Raw genomic sequence first — 20,352 nt, forward strand, 5'->3', positions numbered from 1 at the left:
GGGCGGTCAGGCGAGGATGCGGAAGGCGCGGTTGTGCCAGATCAGCGGATGACCGCCGCGGTGGCCGAGCTGGCGCACCCGGGCGGTGAGGATGGTGTGGTCGCCGCCCGGGAAGGTGTCTTGGACGTCGCACGTCAGCCATGCCAATGCCTCATCCAGTACCGGCAGCCGGTCGATGAGGTGGTGGGGGGTGCCGGCGAACCGGTCGGCCTGGCGCACGCTGCCGTCGGCGAAGCGCTTGGCGAGGTGTGCCTGTTCTTCGCGCAGTACGTTGACCGCGAAGGCTCCGGTGGTGCGGATACGGGCCAGGGTGCGGCTGTGGTTGTCCGCGCAGGCCAGGATCAGTGGCGGGTCCAGGGACAGGGAGCACACGGCGCTGGCTGTCATACCCGCTGCCCCGCTTCCGTCGCTCTCGCACGTCGTCAGCACGGTCACGGGGGTGGGCAGATGGGCGAGCAGGTCTTTGAAACGCTGTGCAGTCACCGTTTTTCCCGCACCGTTCACCTCGGGCGGCTGGGTGGTGGTGAGGGAGCCGGTCACGGTGTGTCCGCGGGGACGGGTACGGGTTCGGGGGCGGTGAGGGTGATGTGGTCCCCGAGCAGGCCCAGGAGAATGAGGCTGATGGCTTCGGTGAGGGCCTGGCAGGCTATGGGGTCGATGATCGCGGCCAGGCTGGGCATGCCGAGGTCGAAGGTGGCGGTGAAGCGTACGGTGACCGCGCCGTCCGGGTGGCTGTAGACCTTCCAGCTGCCGTCGAAGGTGTCGAAGTCGCCGTCGGTCTGGGTGAAGTCGATGGACAGGGTGTCGGCGTTGATGCGGTCGCGTTCGGACCAGCACAGGATGCCGTTGCGGAAGTTTACCGACCAGTCCGAGTCCAAGGTGTCGCCGCCGGTGTCGGTGACGGACACTTCGCGGACGGCGTCGGTGTACTTGGGGTAGGCGGCGAAGTCCCGCAGCCGGTCGAAGACGTCTGCGGCGGAGGCTTGGGGTATGAGGGCGTCGAGGGTCACCTCGGGCATGTCAGCGTGTCTCCTTCGTCGAAGTGGTCGTACGGGCGAGTGCAGTGGCCGCGGAGGTGAACGCGCGGCTGATCCAGTCCAGATCGGAGGGCGTGAGCACCGCAGGAGGGGTCAGGCGTACGACCCTGTGTGCATTGAGGGAGTGATTGACGAGGAGCCCGGCTTCCAGCAGGTTCAGGACAAGTTCTCCGGCGGCGCCTTCGTCGCGCATCTCGATGCCGATGAGCAGGCCGCGTCCGCGGATGTCGGCTACCGCGTTGCCGAGTAGCGGTGTGAGCGCGTCATGGAGGCGGGTCATCAGCTCTTCGCCGAGCGTGCGGGCGCGCTCCACCAGATTCTCGTCGTGGATCGCGGTGACAGCGGCTGCGGCAGCGGCCATGGCGACCGGTGAGGCGGCGAAGGTGGAGGTGTGGAGGTAGGGGTCCTTGTCGAACGGGGCGTACGCCTGCGGTGTGGCGATGGCCGCGGCGACGGGAATGACGCCGCCGCTGAGGTTCTTCCCGACCAGCATCACGTCCGGGCGCAGCCCTTCCGCGTCCGCGCCCCACCAGGTGCCGAGACGGCCGAGTCCGGTCTGGATCTCGTCCAGGACGAACATGGCGTCGTGCTCGGCGCACAGCTGCTGTACCTGTGTCAGGTAGCCGGGCGGTGGCAGGACTGCGCCGCCCTCGCCCTGCATGGGTTCGAGGATCACGCAGGCCGGGTCGCCGCCGGCGAGGGTCTGCTTCAGGGCATCGGCGTCGCCGTAGGGGACGTGTTCGGCCGGCAGCAGGGGTCTGAACGGGTCTTGGTAGAGGGGCTTGGCCGTGACAGCGAGGGCGCCGGTGGTCTTGCCGTGGTAGCCGCCGATGGCGGAGATCAGCCGGTGCTTGCCGTGCGCGCGTGCCAGCTTGATCGCCGTCTCGGTCGCTTCGGCACCGGAGTTGACGAAGTGCACCCTTTCCAGCCCGGGCGGGGCCACGGCGGCGAGCGCCGCCGCCGCGATTGCCGCGGTTGGTTCCAGCAGCAGCCGGGTGGCCATGGGATGGCGCTGTATCTGTTCGATCACCGCCTTGACCACACGCGGGTGTCGGTGACCGAGGAGGAAGACCCCGTACCCGCCGCAGTCCAGGTATTCGTTGGCGTCCGCGTCCCAGACGCGGCTGCCTTCCGAGGCGACCTCCATGGCCGCGCCGGTCAGTGATGCGAGACGGGCCCGGCCTTTGCTCAGGTGGCGCCGGTAGATGCCCAGTATTTCAGCTGCCGACAGCTCGGAGGCGTGCGGGACGGGCAGGGTCAGTTCCCTCATGCCACGACCTGCGCAGTCTGGAGGTCAGCCGTCGGGGCGGTGCGGACCATGCCCTTGGCCCGGGCCATGTAGGTGACCGAAGTTCGCAGTGCGGATTCGAGTCCACTGCTGCTGAGCGCGGCAGGGAGCCCTTTCTGGCCGAGGCTGTTGGGGAAGACGTGTCCGTGGGCGAACAGGGCGGTCATGGCGAGCATGTCGTCGAAGCGGCGCCTGGCCCGGGGGTGCAGGTTGGCGATGAAGACCGGCCGGATCAGGCGGTCGACCATTTCGGGGCCCACGATGCGCGGCCGCGCGGCGTCCAGACCCAGCCGGTCCGCGGTCTCCTGGATGACTTCCAGGGCCCGGTCGGTTCTCAGGGCGTCGGTGCCGGCGGTGACCCACACCTCGCCATCGCGGGTGCCCTGCCGGATGAGACGGGCGATGGTGGCCGCGACCACGTCCTGAGGTACGAAGTCCACGGGCGAGTGCGCCGGTACGGGAACCAGGGGCAGGAGGCCGCGCAGCAGCCCGTGGATGACGCCGTGCATACCCTGGAACGCGGAGATCGCCCCGGTGGCTGCGTCTCCGATCACCACCGACGGGCGGACGATGACCGCCGGGATGCCGGAGGACCTCACGATGTCCTCACCGGCCCGCTTGGAGTCGAGGTAGTCCTCCGGGCGGGCGGTCGCATCCCCGTGGTCCTGGCCCATCTGGGCGCGGGTCAGGTCGGTGCGGTCCACGAATGCGGTCGACACGTGATACATCACGGCGTCGGCGTCAGTGGTGAGCTCCACCATCTGCCGGGTGCCGGCTGCATTGAGGGCGTGGGTGGCCTCGGGCCCGCTGGAGAAGCCGGTGATGGCCGCGCAGTGCACCACGGCATCGACACGGGAGCAGAGGCGTTGGTAGGCGTCCTGGTCGAGACCTAGGAGCGGCGCGGTCAAGTCTCCGACGAGCTGCTCGTCAGCGCCGGGCGCAGGGGTGCGGTGGATCAGGGCGATGACATGGCAGTCGGACAGCTGGGGCAGCAGGGCGCTGCCCACGACACCGGACGCACCGGTGAGCAGAACTGTGGGACCAAGGGGCACGATCGAGCACCTCACGAAGAAGTTCAACGGACGTACAGGGCAGAGATGGTCGCGGCGACGCCCCGTCGGCGGGTGCCAGGGCTTCGTGGCACGGTGATGTCCTGCCCGGGAGGGGGCGCGAAGAGACGTGGGAGCGAAGCGACGGGTTCGGGATCGGACCAGTCGTGGGATCAGGGGATGCGCAGGTGTGCGTGGCCGGCGAAGTACTCAGCCAGCGGGGCGGCCATACGGGCGCGGGAGGGGGGGTGGAAGGCCAGCGCTCGGCAGGCGGAGTTGAGGTAGGCGACGTCCGGGGAACCGATGAATGCCATCCCTCCCAATGCTTCCAGCGTCACCGACAGCACGCGTCCGATCGTGTCCTGCGCGGCATAGCGGCACATCAGCGACCGTGCCAGGGTGTCCTGGCTGATTCCGCTGGCCGTGTCGGCGGCGAGCCCCTCCAGGGCGAGCACGGCGGCTTCGACAGCGGCGACCGCGTCGGCTTGCACTGCCGGGTCCACCCGCTGGTTGAGCAGGATGCGTTCGACGAGAGCGGAGACTGCGCCCAGGTAGCTGGCGGTCATGAGGGTTTCGAACCAGACGAATCCGACGGTCTGCAGCTGGTCGAGTCGGCCGTCCGCGGTGACGTCGGTGCGCACCAGCAGCTCGGGCGGTACTTCGACGTCGTCGAGGACGACTTCGTCGCTCTCGGCGCCGGCCAGGATCGGACTGCCCCAGAACGGCTTGACGGAGACCCCTGGTGAGTCTGCGGGGATGAGAGCAATGGCGAGTTGCTCGGTGCCGTCCGGGCCGGGAAGGGGCAGGGATGCGGTGAGCAGATTCATGGAGCGGGCCAGGCTGCAGGGCTTTTTCGACCCGCTGAGGAACACCTTGTCGCCGTCGGTGCGGGCGGTCAGGGCCGGGTTGAGAATGCCCTGGCCGGTCCGGCCTTCGGCGAAACCGGAGGCGAGCAGCAGGTTGTCCTTCGCGATCGCCGCGAGCAGCATCCATTCCAGGCCGCTGCTGGTGGCTGCCGCCTCCACCAAGGACGCCACGGAGAAGTGGTGCATCGTGGTGGCCACAGCAAGCGACGGCGAGCGGGATCCGAGCGCGCGCTGGACGCGCACGGCGGTGAGCAGGTCCGCGCCCTTGCCACCGTGCTCGCTGGGCACCAGAAGGCCCGGTCCGCCGGCTTCGGTGAACAGCTTCACCCCGGGGCCGCCGGCTGCCTCCAGCTCCGTCAACGACGACGCGGCGAGGAGTCCGTCCAGGCCGGGCAACAGTGTTTCGACGATGGTGCGTTCACGCTGCAGATAGCGCATTGGACCGGGTCCCCCACCTGGTTGGTTTGACATGTATCAGCCAGTTCGGCAGTCCCGCATGCGGAGTGCGGGTCAGGTGCCGTCAGCGGCGTCGCCAACGCTACGAGGCGCATTTGCAGCAGTCCTGCAGCGGAAATGCAGGTTCCGCTCATGAGTTCGACAGGGTGGGGTGAGAGCTGAGCTGTATCGGAAGCCGGCCATCCGTGCACGCGCCCGGCCGTCGAGGCAGGAGGCACGCGTTCACAGGGTGGGGTCCTGGGCTGATGCCCGGCCCCCACCCTGTGCGGTCGTGGGAGAGATGCTGTCTAGTCGTCGAGGCCGATCTTCTGGTGCAGGCGTGCCAGGGGGCGGGGGGCCCACCAGTTGGCGCGTCCGGCCAGGCGCATGAAGGCCGGTACGAGGATGCCGCGCACGAGGGTGGCGTCGACGATCACGGCGAGCGCGAGGCCCACTCCCAGGAGTTTGAGCGGGGTGAGCCCGGAGGTGGCGAAGGCGAGCAGGACGGTGGCGACCAGCGCGGCGGCAGCGGTCACCAGTCGGCCGGTGCGCTCAAGGCCCCAGGCGACGGCCGAGATGTTATCTCCAGTGCGGTGGTACTCCTCCTTGATGCGTGAGAGAAGGAAGACCTCGTAGTCCATGGACAGGCCGAAGGCGACGCAGAACATGAGGATGGGAGTGTCGATGTCGAGCATGCCGGTGACGGTGAAGTCACCGACGAGCCAGCGAAGATGACCGTCCTGGAAGATGTAGACCATCGCCCCGAAGGTGGCTGTGAGGCTGAGCAGGTTCAGCGCGATGGCCTTCAAGGGGATGAGCAGGCTGCCGGTGAACAGGAACAGCAGCACCATCGTCGAGACGGCGATGATGCCGAGCGCCCAGGGCAGCTTGTCTGCGAGGGTGTCTTTGGAGTCGACGAGCAGGGCGGCCTGGCCGCCTACGAGGGCGGTGCCGGGCGCGGGCTGGGCTCGGATGGTGTCGACCAGGTCCATGCCGCGCTCGGAGTACGGCTCGGTGTCGGAGACCACCGACAGCCAGGTGCCCCGGTCCGCCTTGAACCGGGCGGAGGCCGGTCCCGGCGGGGCGACCTGCCGTCCTTCGCTGTAGGAGCCGGTGAGGGCGTCGACGCGGGTGATACCGGGCACGGTCGACAACTGCTCGGCGTACCCGGCCAGTTCGGTGGACTGGGCCTGGGCGCTGAGGTCGGGCAGGACGACGTTCAGGGGCGATCCCTCCCGGTTGTCGAACTCCTCGCGCAGGACTTGGGCGCCTTGGTGGGCCGGCGAGCTGGCGGGCAGGACCCGGTCGTCGCTGTCGCCGAACTCGGCGCGCAGGAACGGCAGGCCGAGGGCGACCAGGATTGCGGTGACGGTGAGGGCGAAGGGAAGCGGGCGGCGCATGACCGCCATGGCCAGCTTGTGCCAGAACCCTTCCCGGTCGGTGTGCGCGGTGGCGGCTTTGGCGTTGCGGCGGAAGAGGCGGCGCACGTTGAGGGAGTCGATGCGGTGGCCGAGGACGGCAAGCAGGGCGGGCAGGATGATGACGGACCCGAGGGCGGCCAGGATCACCACGGCGATGCCGGAGTAGGCGAAGGAGCGCAGGTGGTACATGGGGAAGACCAGCATCGCCGAGAGAGATACGGCGACGGTGAGGGCGGAGAAGAGCACCGTGCGGCCGGCGGTGCGTACGGACTGGGCGATCGCCTCGTGCACGGTGCGGCCGCGGGCCAGTTCTTCCCGGTAGCGGGTGACGATGAAGAGGCTGTAGTCGATGGCCAGGCCCAGGCCGAGGGCGGTGGTGATGTTGACGGAGAACACCGACACCTGGACGACCATGTCGAGCAGGCGCAGGATGACGAAGGACCCGATGACGGCGAGGATGCCGACCGCGAGGGGAGTGCTGGCCGCCACGACGCTGCCGAAGACGAGCAGCAGGATGATCAGCACGAGAGGTCCGGAGAGCAGCTCTGCCTTGGTGAGGTCTTCCTCGCTGCGCTTTTCGATCTCCATGCGTACGGCGGTCACGCCGGTGGCGGTGACCTTGAGGGGACCGCGGTCGCCGACCACTTCGGGGACGATCCGGGCGGCGGTCTTGCGGACCTGGTCCTCGTCGCCGGCCAGCCGCACCATGATCAGGCCGGTCGTGCCGTCCTTCGAGCGGAGTGTGGGCGCCTTGCCGAGAGTCCAGTAGGAAGCGGCCTGAACGACGCCCGGCTCATCGGCGAGCTGCTTTGTCAGCGCTGTTCCTTCGCTGCTGACCGGGGCGGCGTTGATGTCCTTGTCGGCAGCTGCGATGAACACCAGGTGCGGGGACCCGCCTTCGAAGCGGGTGTTAAGCAGTTCATCCGCGAGGGCGGACTCCGAGGCGGGAACGGTAATGCCGCCTTCGGACAGTCGGCTTTCGACGTCGGATCCGAACGGTACGGCCACGACCAGAGCCGCCAGGGTGACCAGCAGGACCAGCAGTCTGCGGCGGGCCAGCCATCGGCCCATGCGAGCCAGTCCACGGGCTGGTACCGGTGGCACGGTGTCGGGAGCGGTCTCACTACGGACGGTGGATGCGGAACCCACGGCTTCTCCTTGAGGATTGACTAGGGCGCGCCAGCCCGGGGGAGGACGCGCGCGAAAGGGCAGGATGAGGGCCCGGCACGCCGGACCGGGGCCGGGGCCGGGCTTGTTAGATCGGGCGTCAGCATAGGAAGGCGTCGGTCAGCGGCCGGACAGCTCACGTGCAGGAGAGATGCAGGACACGGCCCGGGGTCACCTCCTGCTCCTCTTCAGCAGCATGCCGGTCTGTGGTTCGCCGCTTGGGGGCCAGGCCATCAGGCGTGCCTCGGCGTGAAGTCCTCCTCCTGCGGCTTCTTGCAGGAGGATGCTGCCGTTGTTGGCGCGGGCGAGACTGGCGGCGATCGCGAGCCCCAGGCCGGACCCCTCGCCCGCGAGAGCGCCGGGGCCGCGCCAGAACCGGTCGCAGGCACGGGCCCGCTCCGCGTCGCTCATCCCCGGGCCTTCGTCGATGCACTGCACGGCAACGGTCTCGGCGTCCTGGACGAGCCGCAGCCATACAGTGCTGCCAGGGGGTGCTACCCGCACCGCGTTGTCGAGGAAGATGTCGATGATCTGGTCCACCGTGCCCGAGACCGCTGCGGCCAGTACCTCGGCGTCACGGTCGATCGCGAGCGTCACGCGCCGCGGCTCGGTCAACAGACGCCAGGACGCGACGCGCTCCTCCAGGACGGCGAGTACGTCCACGGGTTCGGTGCTCTGGGCACCGGACTCCGCCCGTGCCAGCAGCAGCAGGGCGTTGAGGATGCCGGTCATCCGGTCGACTTCACCGATGGCCTGCTCGAGGCTGCGCGTCCCGTCCGTTCTCATGTGCGGTTCCATGTTCTCCAGCCGCAGCCGCAGAGCCACCAGAGGAGAACGCATCTGGTGTGAGGCGTCGGAGACGAAAGCCTTCTGCACCCTCACCCGCTGCTGCACCTGCTCAGCCAGGTGATTGAAGGTTTCGGCCAGCACCCGCAGGTCGGGCGGCCCGAGATGGACAGGCACGCGCGCGCCGTGGTCACCTGCCGCGAACCGGCGCGCGGCGCTCTCCAGGTAGTGCACGGGGCGCAGGATCCAGCGGGCGAGGGGTTCGGCCAGGAATCCGCTCGCGGCCAGTGCGAGAGCGCCTATCACGGCGACGACCGCCCAGATCGTCCATTGTTTCAGTTCCAGATCGTCCAGTGCGGAGCACACCACCACGACGCCGACCAGCAGCCCTTGGTGGAGCACCGGTATGGCGACGATCAGCTCGTCCGGGCGTTCGGAAACCTCGCGGTCGGCCGAGTCGGTGAACTGGCCCCTCAGAGCTGCCTGCACCACCCTCTGGTCCGCGAGCTCGGCGGGCGTCAGCAGGCACAGGGCTCCTTCCACAGAGCGCCCTCGGGCGTCGTAGACGTGGGCGCGGCCACCGGTGCGGTCCTGGTAGGCGGCGATCGTTTCCGCGAGAGTTTCCTGTCCCCGGCCGGTCAGCGCCCGTTCGGCGGCGGATGACAGCTGCCGCGCCTCGACGGCGCGTGCGTGGGCGAGCTCCCGTAATGCTTTGTCGCTGCGTTCCATGGCCAGTGGCAGTCCGAGCACGGCAACGACCGCGACGGGTAAGGCCACCAGGGCACCGATCAGATGACGCCGCATTGTCTTTCCCCTCTTGTTCCGGCAGAGCGGCATGCAGTGTGGTCCGGCCTGGTCACGGTCGGTCGGGCAGGACGAGGCGGAACCCCACGCCTCGCACGGACTCCACCCAGTTCCTGCTGCCGAGTTTGGAGCGCAGCGAGCCGATGTGGACGTCGAGCGTGCGCGTGGAACCGTGCCAGTTCGGGTCCCAGACCTCGTTGATCAGATCTTCTCGATGGCGTACGGCCCCCGGGTCGGTGAGCAGTGCTGCCAACAGGTCGAACTCACGTCGTGTGAGGCGAAGGAGCTGACCGTGCAGAGCAACCTGTCGAGTGCGCAGATCCACGGTGAGCGGACCGAACACGCATCCCTCTTCCTCCTCGCCTGCGCCCGGGGGCGGCGAGGACCTGGTTCTCCGGCACACCGCCTCCATACGCGCCATCAGCTCTCGCATGCTGTACGGCTTGACCATGTAGTCGTCGGCTCCCGCCTGCAGCACCAGAATCCGGTCCAGTTCCTCCGACCGGGCGGTGACGGCGATGATCGGCACGGCCGATGTCTCCCGGACCCGGCGGCACACCTCCTGACCGTCCAGGTCCGGCAACCCCAGGTCCAGCAGAACGAACTGTGCATCCGGTACGGCGCGAAGTGCTTCCGCCCCACTGGCGACCCAATCGACCTCGTGCCCGAATCGCTGCAGCGCTTCTGTGAGCGCCTCCGCGATCCGGGCGTCGTCCTCCACCACAAGAACCTGCATCTCCGCACCCCCGATGAGCGGATTCGTCCCCCTGACGAACCGCTGCAACATCGGATGCTAGCGATGTAATCGGAACAGATGGATGAAACCGATGAGTAACCGGAGAGTCGATTTCCCCGGTACCCTCATCGCCATGCGACGCTATCATCGTCAAAGGACGATGAATAGTTGGAATGGAACCCTGCCCACGGCTGCGAGCCGTGATAACCCTGATGACCAGGCCTCACAGCGGAGAGTGACGATGAAACCCACCGAACCAGTCAGCACAGCCGATCCGTGCTCGGCCCCCACGGCGGCCGTCGCACTCTTCCGGTCGCTCGGCGACCCCGCACGGCTGGCGATCCTGCGCCGTCTGGCGGAAGGCGAAGCCCGCGTGACTGACCTGGTCGTCTGCATCGGACTGGCGCAGTCCACGGTCTCGGCCCACCTGTCCTGCCTGCGCGACTGCGGTCTGATCACCTCCCGGCCGCAGGGCCGGGCTTCCCTGTACTCGCTGGCCCGCCCGGAGCTGCTGGACCTGCTGGCATCCGCCGAGCATCTGCTCGCCGCGACGGGTGAGGCCGTCGATCTGTGTCCCGCCTACGGAACCGTTTCTGCCGCCGAGGAGTCCGTCCGATGAGTGCCGGCCCCACCACTGTTCCCGACGTCACCGGTCCTGCCGCGCACCGCGCGGTGCGGTACGCGAAGTTCACCATCGGCTACAACGTGATCGAGGGGATCATCGCCATCGCGGCCGGCACGGTCGCCGGGGCGGTCTCCCTGATCGGCTTCGGCATCGACTCCGGCATCGAGGTCGCCGCAGCCGTGGTGGTCCTGGTGCGGCTGCTGGCGGAGATCAAGGGCGGCGAGCCGGACGAGGCCAAGGAACGCCGGGCGCTGAAGTTCATCGCGATCACCTTCTTCGCGCTCGCCGCGTACGTCACCGTCGAAGGCATCCGCGACCTGTTCGGCGGCGAGAAGCCCGACACCTCGATCGTCGGTATCGTCCTGACCGGCCTGTCCATCGTGATCATGCCGTGGCTGGCCCGCGCCAAGCGCAGGGCGGGACTGGAGATGAATTCCCGCCTGGTCGTCGCGGACGCCGCCGAGACCAAGCTCTGCGCCTGGCTGTCGGTCTCCACCTTCGTCGGCCTGCTCGCGTTCGCCGCGTTCGGCTGGACCTGGCTCGACCCGGTCGCCGGCTTCGTCATCGCCGCCTTCGCCATCATGGAAGGCAAGGAAGCCTGGGAAGGCGAACTCGTCTGCGACGACGACGACAAGCCCGCCACCACGACCGGCGACTCGTCCTGCTCGGACGGCTGCAAGTGACCGCCCCCACCACAGCCGTGGCCCCGTCCGGCGCCCTCAAGCGCCGGACGGGGCTGCTGGCCCTGGCCGCCGTCCTGGCCGGCACGGACCTGGCCATCAAGGCATGGGCGGAGCGCGCCCTGCCGGGCTCTCCTGTGGAGGGCGGCCCGCTCGACCTGGAGCTCGCATTCAACTCCGGCGTCGCGTTCTCCTTCGCTGCCGATGCCCCTGCCTGGACCGTCGTCGCGGTCACCGCTCTGATCACGACCGCCGTCGCCGTCGTGCTGTGGCGGACCGCTGCAACGTCCCGCCGACCGTGGGGCATCGTGCTCGCCGCCGTTCTCGGCGGCGCCCTCGCCAACCTCATCGACCGCGCGCCGGACGGGCGGGTCACCGACTACCTGCACACCGGCTGGTGGCCCACCTTCAACCTCGCCGACGTCTTCATCGTCGTCGGCGGTCTGCTGCTGCTGGCCCTGTCCTGGCGCGAGAACCCGCCCGGAGGAAGGACGGAACGGATCAGCCCAGCACAGCAGTAGCCGGGCTCCAGCTGCGGCACGCCGGACCGGGGGGCACCGGGGCGAGTCAGGCGGCCACGCGCAGCAGGGTCTCCTGGAAGGAGACCCTGCTCTTGGGCGGCCGGTTGTGGCAGGGCTGCGGCCATGCCGCAGGTGTTGGTCACGCCGGAGAAGACGAGTCTGGCGCCGATGGCCCCGGACAGCCAGTGCACGGGCGGCCAGATGAGACCGGCCACAAAGCTGGTGAGGGCCAGGGTGCCAGCGGCGAGGCGGACCTGGCGATCCATGGGCGGCGTCGGCGAGGACAACCCCAGCCCGGCCACTCGCCGGAGAACCGCACAGACGCCTGGGCCACAGTTTTCACCGGCGCCAACTGTGAAGGTGAGTCCTTCACCCTCCGCCCCCACACCGGCGGAGCCTCGGAACGCCTCAAGGTACGCTCCGTCGTCTACAACTGACCGGCCAGCAAGCCCTGGAGGCCATAAAGTCCCGTCTGTCAACAGAAGCAGCGTTGGGCTCCTCCGAGTCAGGGCGCAGGCGGGAACTCTTGCCGTCCGCGTCGCTCCGCCGCCCGCCCCGGAACGAGCCGAAGTCACCCACTACCTGCTCGAAGGCGATTCCCTGGCGTTCGGGCGTGAGGATGGTGCGCTGCTGCCACATCATGAGGCCGTTACGGAAATCGATCGACCAGTCGGACGGTTGCGACCCGTCGGAGGACAAGGGGCTGACGCGGACTTCCCGGAACGTCTCGGACAGCTCCGGGTAGCGCGAAGTCGCTGATCTGTCGGTACGCCTCGGCGGGCCCGACAGATGGAGCGACGACCTGAAAGGTCATCTGGGACACGTGCTTCTTCTCCTTCTCGGACCGGTTTGCCCGCCACCGTGGCGGCAGGGCGGACCGACCGCGCAGTACAGTGATCATGGTCTTCAACGAGCCGGACAGCGTCCGGAAACAGAATGAAGCCCGCGGATATCACTCGCCGAAGACCTGCCTCGACTGCTCCGGCCCGTCCGGAAGCACCTCGAATTGACCGAGGGGCAGCGCGCTCGCGGAGTAGCACTCCGTCCGCTCCCGACAGCTATACGCCCGGCCCGGCGTCGATTCGATCGCCCGGCACGGGCGACCCCTCACGCCCAGTCCCGACGACTCCTGGCCTCTCGACCCTAGGGCCTGTCGCCGCAACATAGACCACGATCGCCGGTTACCCAAACCGGCGATCCTCGCGACACTTGAAGCTCCCCCTTTCCCCAGAACTCCAGCAGTCCGCCATGCGCGCGACCTGCTGGCCGCAACGTCGGAGGAGCCATCCCCCAGCCCCACTCACACCAGCGCGCCCGGGCGCGTAGTACAGCGAGCACTACCCAGCGTTACGGCGCAAACACGCCCACAGAGGGCTTTTGCTCATGATCAAACGACGGCGTCCACAGCCGGGAGTGCTCACCGACACCAACACACCAGGTCGGAGGGCCGCGAGTGTCCACGGAGTCGCGGAACCTACATACGCATCGAGATTCCGCGTTTCCGCGAGCAGTTCCGCGTGATCATGAGCACCAATTCGAGCATTTCCGCGTGACCATGGGCAGCCATAACACGCAGTAGCTGTCGACTGCTAGTGATCTTCCGGCGGTGCGTCTCGTGACCGATAGCGATGAACAGGCCCGTCACGTCCAGGTCGCGGGTGGCACCGGTGAAGACGTCGCGCAGGACAACGCCTCCGAGCCGGAAATACCTACCCGGACGCCGGGCACGGGGTGAACGACCTCGCCGAGCACGTCGAGCTGGCTCGGGAGTTCCTGCTGGGCGGTATTGCACCTCGTGTACGGATACCTCACAGGCCCCACGGGAGCACTGTTCGACGACAGCGGCCGGTTCGGCGCGCTCTGGCATGCGAACACGAAGCCGGCAGCCTGCGTGCGGCCGTCGGTCCGGCCTCACGTATCGTCTCCCGATATCGGAGTTCGTTAAGTGCGCGGCTGCGCCGCCGAAGGAGTGAGTCATGAGCAGACCATCGACCGCCGCTGGAGTGCCGGACGAGCTGCACCGCCGGCTCGGGGTGTCCGACGCTGTGGTGATCGGGCTGGGGTCGATGATCGGCGCGGGGATCTTCGCCGCCCTCGCCCCGGCCGCGCAGGCCGCCGGGTCCGGGCTGCTGATCGGTTTGGCGCTGGCGGCCGTGGTCGCGTACTGCAACGCCACCTCCTCCGCGCGGCTGGCGGCCCGGTATCCGGCGTCGGGCGGTACCTACGTCTACGGCCGTGAGCGCCTCGGTGACTTCTGGGGTTACCTCGCCGGGTGGGGGTTCGTGGTCGGCAAGACCGCTTCCTGCGCGGCCATGGCGCTCACCGTCGGCTCGTACGTGTGGCCCGGTCAGGCGCACGCGGTGGCGGTCGCTGCGGTGGTGGCGCTAACGGCCCTCAACTATGCCGGGGTGCACAAGTCCGCGCTTGTGACCCGGGTCATCGTGGCGGTGGTCCTGGCGGTGCTCGCCGCGGTGGTGGTCGCCGCCCTCACCTCGTCCGCGTCGGACGGGGCCCGGCTGCACGTCGGTTCGGACGCGACCGTCGGCGGGGTGCTCCAGGCGGCGGGCCTGCTGTTCTTCGCCTTCGCCGGGTACGCGCGGATCGCCACGCTCGGCGAGGAGGTCCGCGACCCTGAGCGCACCATCCCCCGGGCCATCCCGATCGCGCTCGGCATCACCCTGGTCGCCTACGCCGTCGTCGCCGTCGCGGTTTTGACGGTCCTGGGCCCGAAGGGGCTGGCGGAGGCCGCCGCGCCGCTGTCGGATGCGGCCCGTGCGGCCGGCGCCGACTGGCTGGGCCCGGTCGTGCGCGTCGGCGCGGCGGTGGCCGCGCTCGGCTCGCTGCTCGCGCTGGTCCTGGGCGTCTCCCGCACCACGCTGGCCATGGCCCGCGACCGGCACCTGCCGCACGCCCTGGCCGCCGTTCACCCGAAGTTCAAGGTGCCCCACCGTGCCGAACTGGCCGTGGGGGCGGTGGTGGCGGTCGTGGCCGCGACCGCCGACGTGCGCGGGGCGATCGGCTTCTCATCCTTCGGAGTGCTGGCGTACTACGCGATCGCCAACGCCTCCGCCTGGACCCTCACGCCGGGCGAGGGCCGCCCGGCCAGGGTCATCCCCGCCGTCGGGCTGGCGGGCTGCATCGTTCTGGCCTTCGCGCTGCCGGTCTCCTCGGTGATCTGGGGCGCCGCGGTACTGGCCGCCGGCGCCGCCGCGTACGGGGTACGCCGCACCGTGGCCGCCCGCAGCTCCTAGCTGCGACGCGCCCACCCGAGGCGGCGGAAAACCGCCGATGCCCCTCTTCCTCGCGGGACGATATCGAGAGCCGATACGTTTCCGCGACGACCGAGGGTTATCTCCATGTCTCAGCCCGGCAGCACCTGGCAGGCGAAGCTGACCGCCACCGACGCGCCCACAGCGACGGTCCTGATCCGCCTGTACGTCGGGGCGGTCTTCGTCTCCGAGGGCATGTTGAAGTTTCTCCGCCCCGACGCGCAGGGCACCGGCCGGTTCGACAAGGCCGGCATCCCCGCCCCCGGCTTCTTCGCGCCGATGGACGGGGCCTTCGAGATCGCCTGCGGCCTGCTGATCCTGGCCGGCCTCGCCATCCGCCTCGCCGCGATCCCGATGATCGTGAACATGCTCGGCGCGCTGCTGATCACCAAGCTGCCGATCCTGTGGGGCAACGCCCCGCTGTTCGCCGGCAAGTCCGGCTGGTGGGACTTCGCCCACGAATCGCGTACCGACCTGGCCCAGTTGTGCGGCAGCCTCTTCCTGCTCCTCGTCGGCGCCGGCGCCCTCTCACTCGACGCCCGCCTCACCCGCCGGGCCGCCGGCCCGGCCACGGCGGCCCCGTCCACGAGCCGCTGACGCACCGGACCTACGAAGCGTCGTTGCCGAGGACCTCTCGCGCCAGCTCCTTGAGCGCCTGCCGGTCCTCGGCGAGCGCCTTCTTCCCGGCCGCCGTCGCCTTGTAGACGCGCCGGGTACGGCCATCGACGACCCGCTGCTCGGAGACCAGCAGCCCGTCCGCCTCCAGGCGGTGCAGCGTCGGATACAGGGTGCCGGGGCTGATCTGGTAACCGTGAGAGGCCAGCTCCTCAGTCATCCACGCGCCGTGGATCTCCTCCTCGGCCGCATGATGCAGGATGTGCAACCGCACCGCGCCCCGCTGGAACTCCCGCACCCTGTACCCCACCTCCCCGCCCTCCAGGGCAGTGACGAAACCGATATCGGGTACCGAGTCTACGACGAGATGCCGCCCCTCACTCCGGCTCCATGACCCAATCCATCGAGGAGACAACAGCGATGACCGACATCGACAGGCCCAGCAGGCAGCCGGGACCAACCAGAAGGGCAGTGACCGCCTGGCTCGCCGAGCCGGCCGGGAAAGCCGCCCTACTGCTCGCCACCGGCGCAATCCTGACCATCACCCTGGTCGTCGCCGGTGTGCATCCGGTTCTGCGCATGGACCAAGCCGTGGCCCAGCGTCTGCACGCGGCGGCACTCCAGTACCCCGGCCTCACCCACACCAGCCGGATCGTCACCGACTGGGTCGTCGATCCGTGGACCATGCGCCTGCTGCTCGCCGCGGCCGTGGTGTGGCTGTGGCACCGGCGCCAGCGGCTCCTCGCCTTGTGGGTGGCCTGCGCCTCCGCCGCAGAATGGGCCCTGCGATCAGTGCTGCGCTGGGCCATCGGCCGCGACCGGCCCGAGTGGGACCGCCCCGTCGACTCCGCCGACTTCGCCGCCATGCCCTCGGGCCACGCCATGACCGCAGCCGCCACCTGCGTACTGCTGCTGTGGCTCGCACGCATCGCCCAACTGCCCACCGCCCTGGTGCGCATCGGCGTAACAACCGCCGCTGTCATCATCGTCGCCGCCTGTTTCACGCGGGCCTTCCTCGGTGTGCACTGGCTCACCGACACCCTCGCCGGAGCCCTGCTCGGTGCCGCGATGGCCGCAGGCGCCACCGCCACCTGGCGCACAGCAGGACCGAACAGCCACGCCGCCCGTGCGAGCTCCTCGCTCCTCTCCGACGACCCCAGCCGGAGCCTGCCGCAGCAACCCTCGGGCAGACGTCGCAAGTCGACATCGCAGACCGACGTCTGAGGACGAGCCCCGTCACGGACGGCCAGCACCCCCTCGGCCGCGTCGGGGTGAAGCCGCCCCCGGTCTTGCTGGCAGTTCTGCCCCCTGGTACGCCAGCAGCGCTTTCTGAGGTCTGCTCCAACACACGGGTGCTGGGCGACTGGAATGGGCGACGCTCAAGAGTCGCGGTCAGCTCTGCTGAGGAGATGGCGTGGCGGGTTCTGCGGTCAGCACGAGGTTGGAACGGTAGGTGTCGCGTTCGTCGTCCCACCCGGCGCAGGTGATCAACGTCAGTGTGGGGGTCATGGTCGGGCCGTAGACGCGGCTGGAGGGGAAGTCGTCCTTGGCCCAGGTTTTCATCGCGGTGACGCTGAAGTGGGCGGTGCTCCCGTCGCGGCGGGTGATCATGATCCTGGACCCCTTGCGCAGGGCGCCCAAGCCGTAGAAGGCGGCGGGGCCGGAGCGGGAGTCCAGGTGGCCGACCACGATGGCGTTGCCGTTCTCGCCCGGGGTAGCTGAGCCGGTGTACCAGCCGGCGTGGTCCGGGTCCGGGGGCATGCCGACGGAGCCGTCGGTCGCCCTGGTGACCTTGTCGATCGGTGTTCGCATGCCGATGGCGGGGATGCGGATGCCGGTGGGTTCCGAGCGGTGCAGGGGCGCGCTGCGCGGTGCCGGAGTTTCGGTCGTGCCGGGGGGTGCGGCGCGGGCGGTGTCTGGTGGGGTCGGCGGTGGTTGGGGGCCGGTGACGGTGGTGGCAAGGAGGGCGAGTGCGCTGGCGGTGAAGGCGGTGGCCGCCGCGGAATATGCACCGCGGCGGCCACGGGACCAAAAGCCGGTCATGCGTGCCGGTCAGTTCTGGCGGCTGCTGCGGCGGCGCAGGTAGAGCGTGCCCGCGGCGGCGGTGAGCAGGCCGGCGGCGGCGGTCAGTGCCACCGTGTCACTGTCCTGTGTGCCGCCCATTCCGCCGGCGACCGCTCCTGCGGGGGCCATCCTGAGCGGGCCGCACAGGGCGGGGTTGGTGGCCTCGGAGGGCAGGCTGGGGTCGAGGTCGCTGGCGCCGAGGACGTTGTCGTACTTGCCGTTGCCGTTGAAGTCGATGCCGTGGACGACGACGACGGCGTTCTCCGCGCGGAGGCTCTTGGCGGTTTCGTCGTTGACGGTGATGGTGCGGTGGTAGGTGTACGAGGCGCCCTTGGGGAAGCGGTCCACCGCGAGGGCCGAGTGGTCGGCCCCCGTGTCGCCTGTGGTGGTGAGCGAGGCGCCGATCTTGCCGTAGAACGGCAGACCGTCTGTGGTGTTCAGGCTGAGCTGGCCGTTGTGCTGCTTGGCCGCGGAGGCCGGCGGGCACTGGCCCTTGGCCCCGATGTGGAAGTGCTGGGCGTGCGGTGCGTCCGCGAGCAGTCCCTGCGTCTTGATCGTCACGGTGGCCTGGTTCCCCTTGAGGTGCACCATGGCCGTACCCGAGCCGGTCACCTTGCTCGTGGGGATCGGCGAGAGCGCCGCGTGCAGTTCTCCGTTGCGCGAAGCGTCACCCGCGAACGCCACAGGAGCCAGAACCACCCCGGAAGCTATCGCTACCAGGGCGGTCACAGAGGTGGCCGTCTTCTTCTTCATGCGTACTCCAGCTGAGAGTCGAGACCGGCCGCCCGGAAGCGGGGCGCTCGCGAATAAGCGCATACCGGTGCTTTACACGACATCCTGTGCCTCTCGTAGTGCTGCGACCACCCAAGCCAGGCATTCGGGGGACCGGCAGGAACCACCCACCGGTCACATGTCAGCGGGCTTAGGCTTCCTCGTCCAGCTGTCGGTGCGAGGGTCTTTGCGGGTGAGGCGTCTAATCATCACGGTGACGAGTGCCCAATTCGGTGGCGGCTTCCGCCTCTACACCGACGTCGCCAGCCTCATGGACATCCGGCGAATGAAGCCGCTCGACTTCACCCTGGACCAGATGCGCGACCTGCTGGACGCCACAGAACCGCCTCGGCGCCGGGCCGAACTCGCCCCGGACGAGCACGAGGCGCTCCTTCGGCGCGCGCGGGTACGAGCAGAGCGCGGCGGAGCAGGTGGACAAGTTGCGCGTCCAGCTCTCCCGCCGAGGACTTCGCCACCATGCTGCGCGCCCGACTGCCCGAGCACACGTCCGCCTGACCCGGGCGTCGGCGCGTGCCGGCTGGACTGCTACGCCTCTTCACTTGATCGGCTTGGCCCCTCTGAAAGAGCCGCGCACCACGAGTGCTGTCAGCGGTTTCACGCAGGGCCACCTGTGCCAAGCGACCGCAACATAGACGACGATCGCCGGTTTGGGTAACCGGCGATCGTAGCGACTATTGAAGCTCAACCAACCCCCGAGCTTCCTGCGGAGAACGTTGAGTCCCCCCTTCTTGCGGCAGCGGAGCCCGAGCCCGCTACCAGTAGTGACTGCCGCTCCGAGCCTGGCAGGTGATTCTGCCCATGATCACGGAACACACGCGCCGCTCATCAGACGCGTATTCCGGCGCTTCCCTAAGAACCCGTGCTCACGAAGTCGCGCGCTCTCATATGTCGGGGTAACTACGCACTGCACAAAGCTACTTGACGGGCGCGCCGTCCGCGATGGCCAACGTGCCCGTACGCCGACACTCGCACCAACTCCCACCGCCCCTCCGAATGGAGACCCGCATCCCCGCACGCATACGCCACCCCGGCAAACCTCCCAGATCGAGCGCTGTCCGTCCGCAGACCACGATCTCGCACCGGCGCACCCCTCTCCGACGTAAGGGCAATGCCCGTCCTTGGGTGACGTCTGCCACAATTCCAGGAGCAGTTGGCCTCCAGAAAGCGACACCATGGTCCACCTGGCATCCGAGCCGAAACGAGCGACCGGCCCGTCGTAAAGCGACACGACCTGTGTGGGACACAAGGTCTGCCGCAACTAACGACGACATCTTCCCCGACCACGCCATGTCCACACGGCTCAACGTCCTCCAGACGACCGATGCGGGGTGGTGTGCGGGGTGGAGCGAGGACCTTCATCCGGACGGCTCGACAACGCTCTGGCGCTGCTCGACGCCGCCCGGACAACATGCGGCCGGGGACGTCTGGACGTACTGGCGGAAGCCCTCCGACACGATTCCGATCGGACCGACCACCATCCTCGCCCGCACCGACCTGGCCCGCGCCGCTCCCATGGGCGGTCTCGTCCAGGGCGAGGACTACTGCGCGTCACTCGGCATCACCACCCTCGCCCCCGGGGTCCTGCTGCCGGTATCCGTCTACCGCTACCGCAAGCACGCCGGGCAGCTCACGAAGAGCGCCTCGTACGACGAACTGGAGGCTGCGGCGCGGGAGCACGCCTGGCAGTACGGCCGCCACTTGCGTGAAGTCCTGCGTACCGGCGCAGGAGCAGCCTCGTGACGGCCGCCGGCTTCACCACCTCCGCCTGCGCCGGGCTGGCCAGGCAGATCGACGCGCTCGTCGCCGGGTTCCCCGCCGTTGCCGCCGAGGTGTCCGTACCCGATCTTCTCGACGACATGGGCATGCTGAATCACCACCTCAACCACATCGCGGAGCGCATGCGGGAGAGTTTCAACGAGCCGGACAAAGTCGGGCTGGCCGAGCGTACGGTGCTCGCCGGCGTCGCCGAAGCCGCGGAGCAGATCGCCGACGCACAAAGGCACCTGACGTCCGCACTGGCACATGTGACTTCGGGTTTCCGAAAAGAGCTGATGCTCCACACCCACCCGCACCTGTTGAACGACCCCGCGCTGGCCCGCACTATAGCCGCCGAGAAATACGCGGAAGCAGGAGAGCGTCTAAGAGGTCATCTCATTTGGATAGCTCGGTATTCTGTGGGTCATGGTGGGGATCGTTG

At 68.9% G+C, this 20,352-nt stretch carries 19 protein-coding genes and 2 pseudogenes; 8 read left to right on the plus strand and 13 right to left on the minus strand.

Annotated elements, in window-relative coordinates; all coding sequences use genetic code 11:
* Positions 1–6 precede the first annotated feature (6 nt).
* The 8 genes from IE264_RS25085 to IE264_RS25120 all read right to left on the minus strand — a co-directional run bounded on the left by IE264_RS25085 (position 7) and on the right by IE264_RS25120 (position 9,574).
* Positions 7–483, minus strand: coding sequence for a flavin reductase family protein (locus tag IE264_RS25085; RefSeq protein WP_032755652.1), 477 nt, complete (start codon positions 481–483; stop codon positions 7–9).
* A gap of 53 nt (positions 484–536) precedes the next feature.
* Positions 537–1,019: a type II toxin-antitoxin system RatA family toxin gene (locus tag IE264_RS25090; protein WP_051821731.1), complete on the minus strand. Its 483-nt coding sequence runs from the start codon at positions 1,017–1,019 to the stop codon at positions 537–539.
* Position 1,020: 1 nt separating this feature from the next.
* Entirely contained in the window at positions 1,021–2,307 is a 1,287-nt protein-coding gene (locus IE264_RS25095; RefSeq protein ID WP_051821730.1) for an aspartate aminotransferase family protein, read from the minus strand.
* Complete coding sequence (locus IE264_RS25100) at positions 2,304–3,377, minus strand: SDR family oxidoreductase (RefSeq protein ID WP_051821729.1); 1,074 nt, start codon at positions 3,375–3,377, stop codon at positions 2,304–2,306. The genes IE264_RS25095 and IE264_RS25100 overlap by 4 nt, the downstream gene beginning before the upstream one ends.
* A gap of 170 nt (positions 3,378–3,547) precedes the next feature.
* Positions 3,548–4,678 carry an acyl-CoA dehydrogenase family protein gene (locus tag IE264_RS25105; RefSeq protein WP_032755049.1) on the minus strand — a complete coding sequence of 377 codons (1,131 nt, stop codon included), beginning with the start codon at positions 4,676–4,678 and terminating at the stop codon, positions 3,548–3,550.
* 305 nt (positions 4,679–4,983) lie between these two features.
* Complete coding sequence (locus IE264_RS25110) at positions 4,984–7,167, minus strand: MMPL family transporter (protein WP_051821728.1); 2,184 nt, start codon at positions 7,165–7,167, stop codon at positions 4,984–4,986.
* 267 nt (positions 7,168–7,434) lie between these two features.
* Positions 7,435–8,886 carry a sensor histidine kinase gene (locus tag IE264_RS25115; protein WP_078657377.1) on the minus strand — a complete coding sequence of 484 codons (1,452 nt, stop codon included), beginning with the start codon at positions 8,884–8,886 and terminating at the stop codon, positions 7,435–7,437.
* Positions 8,887–8,905: 19 nt separating this feature from the next.
* Positions 8,906–9,574, minus strand: coding sequence for a response regulator transcription factor (locus IE264_RS25120; RefSeq protein WP_308428526.1), 669 nt, complete (start codon positions 9,572–9,574; stop codon positions 8,906–8,908).
* 256 nt (positions 9,575–9,830) lie between these two features.
* Between IE264_RS25120 and IE264_RS25125 the strand changes: the two genes are divergently transcribed.
* Genes IE264_RS25125 through IE264_RS25135 form a run of 3 tightly spaced genes read left to right on the plus strand, consistent with a single transcriptional unit; the run spans position 9,831 to position 11,415 of the window.
* The gene (locus tag IE264_RS25125; protein WP_032755047.1) at positions 9,831–10,208 is read left to right on the plus strand and encodes an ArsR/SmtB family transcription factor; all 378 of its coding nucleotides are present in this window, start codon (positions 9,831–9,833) and stop codon (positions 10,206–10,208) included.
* Positions 10,205–10,897: a cation diffusion facilitator family transporter gene (locus IE264_RS25130; RefSeq protein WP_032755045.1), complete on the plus strand. Its 693-nt coding sequence runs from the start codon at positions 10,205–10,207 to the stop codon at positions 10,895–10,897. Before IE264_RS25125 ends, IE264_RS25130 begins: the two co-directional genes overlap by 4 nt.
* A complete protein-coding gene (locus IE264_RS25135) occupies positions 10,894–11,415 on the plus strand; it encodes a signal peptidase II (protein WP_051821726.1) in 522 nt (173 codons plus the stop codon). The genes IE264_RS25130 and IE264_RS25135 overlap by 4 nt, the downstream gene beginning before the upstream one ends.
* A 170-nt stretch (positions 11,416–11,585) precedes the next feature.
* Here the strand turns inward: IE264_RS25135 and IE264_RS38565 are convergent.
* Positions 11,586–11,681: pseudogene (locus tag IE264_RS38565) on the minus strand (rhodanese-like domain-containing protein); the annotation flags it as partial.
* A gap of 142 nt (positions 11,682–11,823) precedes the next feature.
* On the minus strand, positions 11,824–12,204 hold the full coding sequence (locus tag IE264_RS38730; protein WP_352396404.1) for an SRPBCC family protein: 381 nt from the start codon (positions 12,202–12,204) through the stop codon (positions 11,824–11,826).
* Between the two features lie 1,187 nt (positions 12,205–13,391).
* Between IE264_RS38730 and IE264_RS25145 the strand changes: the two genes are divergently transcribed.
* Both IE264_RS25145 and IE264_RS25150 read left to right on the plus strand, forming a co-directional pair.
* Positions 13,392–14,666, plus strand: coding sequence for an APC family permease (locus IE264_RS25145; RefSeq protein ID WP_032755043.1), 1,275 nt, complete (start codon positions 13,392–13,394; stop codon positions 14,664–14,666).
* A 105-nt stretch (positions 14,667–14,771) separates the two neighbouring features.
* Positions 14,772–15,281, plus strand: a complete 510-nt coding sequence (locus IE264_RS25150; RefSeq protein WP_051821725.1) for a DoxX family protein — start codon at positions 14,772–14,774, stop codon at positions 15,279–15,281.
* A gap of 10 nt (positions 15,282–15,291) precedes the next feature.
* Here IE264_RS25150 and IE264_RS25155 read toward each other — a convergent pair whose 3' ends face one another.
* Positions 15,292–15,597 carry an Rv3488 family transcriptional regulator gene (locus IE264_RS25155; RefSeq protein ID WP_032755634.1) on the minus strand — a complete coding sequence of 102 codons (306 nt, stop codon included), beginning with the start codon at positions 15,595–15,597 and terminating at the stop codon, positions 15,292–15,294.
* 122 nt (positions 15,598–15,719) lie between these two features.
* Between IE264_RS25155 and IE264_RS25160 the strand changes: the two genes are divergently transcribed.
* Positions 15,720–16,523 carry a phosphatase PAP2 family protein gene (locus IE264_RS25160; RefSeq protein ID WP_190167701.1) on the plus strand — a complete coding sequence of 268 codons (804 nt, stop codon included), beginning with the start codon at positions 15,720–15,722 and terminating at the stop codon, positions 16,521–16,523.
* A gap of 168 nt (positions 16,524–16,691) precedes the next feature.
* Here IE264_RS25160 and IE264_RS25165 read toward each other — a convergent pair whose 3' ends face one another.
* Both IE264_RS25165 and IE264_RS25170 read right to left on the minus strand, forming a co-directional pair.
* Entirely contained in the window at positions 16,692–17,342 is a 651-nt protein-coding gene (locus tag IE264_RS25165) for a sortase domain-containing protein (protein ID WP_051821723.1), read from the minus strand.
* A 9-nt stretch (positions 17,343–17,351) separates the two neighbouring features.
* Positions 17,352–18,116, minus strand: a complete 765-nt coding sequence (locus IE264_RS25170; protein WP_032755040.1) for a hypothetical protein — start codon at positions 18,114–18,116, stop codon at positions 17,352–17,354.
* Between the two features lie 1,293 nt (positions 18,117–19,409).
* Between IE264_RS25170 and IE264_RS25175 the strand changes: the two are divergent.
* Positions 19,410–19,895 (plus strand): annotated as a pseudogene (locus IE264_RS25175) (glycosyltransferase); the annotation flags it as partial.
* The coding region (locus IE264_RS25180) for a hypothetical protein (RefSeq protein WP_051821722.1) at positions 19,892–20,352 on the plus strand (461 nt) is incomplete at its 3' end. The pseudogene IE264_RS25175 and the gene IE264_RS25180, both read left to right, overlap by 4 nt.

The sequence above is a fragment of the Streptomyces microflavus genome (assembly GCF_014650075.1).
GTDB lineage: Bacteria > Actinomycetota > Actinomycetes > Streptomycetales > Streptomycetaceae > Streptomyces > Streptomyces microflavus.

What these genes read in the sequence shown, in the direction of transcription:
- IE264_RS25090 (WP_051821731.1), bottom strand. Translation starts at nt 1,019, where the DNA reads ATGCCCGAGGTGACCCTCGACGCCCTCATACCCCAAGCCTCCGCCGCA.
- IE264_RS25095 (WP_051821730.1), bottom strand. Translation starts at nt 2,307, where the DNA reads ATGAGGGAACTGACCCTGCCCGTCCCGCACGCCTCCGAGCTGTCGGCA.
- IE264_RS25105 (WP_032755049.1), bottom strand. Translation starts at nt 4,678, where the DNA reads ATGCGCTATCTGCAGCGTGAACGCACCATCGTCGAAACACTGTTGCCC.
- IE264_RS25110 (WP_051821728.1), bottom strand. Translation starts at nt 7,167, where the DNA reads ATGGGCCGATGGCTGGCCCGCCGCAGACTGCTGGTCCTGCTGGTCACC.
- IE264_RS25115 (WP_078657377.1), bottom strand. Translation starts at nt 8,886, where the DNA reads ATGCCGCTCTGCCGGAACAAGAGGGGAAAGACAATGCGGCGTCATCTG.
- IE264_RS25125 (WP_032755047.1), top strand. Translation starts at nt 9,831, where the DNA reads ATGAAACCCACCGAACCAGTCAGCACAGCCGATCCGTGCTCGGCCCCC.
- IE264_RS25130 (WP_032755045.1), top strand. Translation starts at nt 10,205, where the DNA reads ATGAGTGCCGGCCCCACCACTGTTCCCGACGTCACCGGTCCTGCCGCG.
- IE264_RS25145 (WP_032755043.1), top strand. Translation starts at nt 13,392, where the DNA reads ATGAGCAGACCATCGACCGCCGCTGGAGTGCCGGACGAGCTGCACCGC.
- IE264_RS25150 (WP_051821725.1), top strand. Translation starts at nt 14,772, where the DNA reads ATGTCTCAGCCCGGCAGCACCTGGCAGGCGAAGCTGACCGCCACCGAC.
- IE264_RS25160 (WP_190167701.1), top strand. Translation starts at nt 15,720, where the DNA reads ATGACCGACATCGACAGGCCCAGCAGGCAGCCGGGACCAACCAGAAGG.
- IE264_RS25165 (WP_051821723.1), bottom strand. Translation starts at nt 17,342, where the DNA reads ATGACCGGCTTTTGGTCCCGTGGCCGCCGCGGTGCATATTCCGCGGCG.
- IE264_RS25170 (WP_032755040.1), bottom strand. Translation starts at nt 18,116, where the DNA reads ATGAAGAAGAAGACGGCCACCTCTGTGACCGCCCTGGTAGCGATAGCT.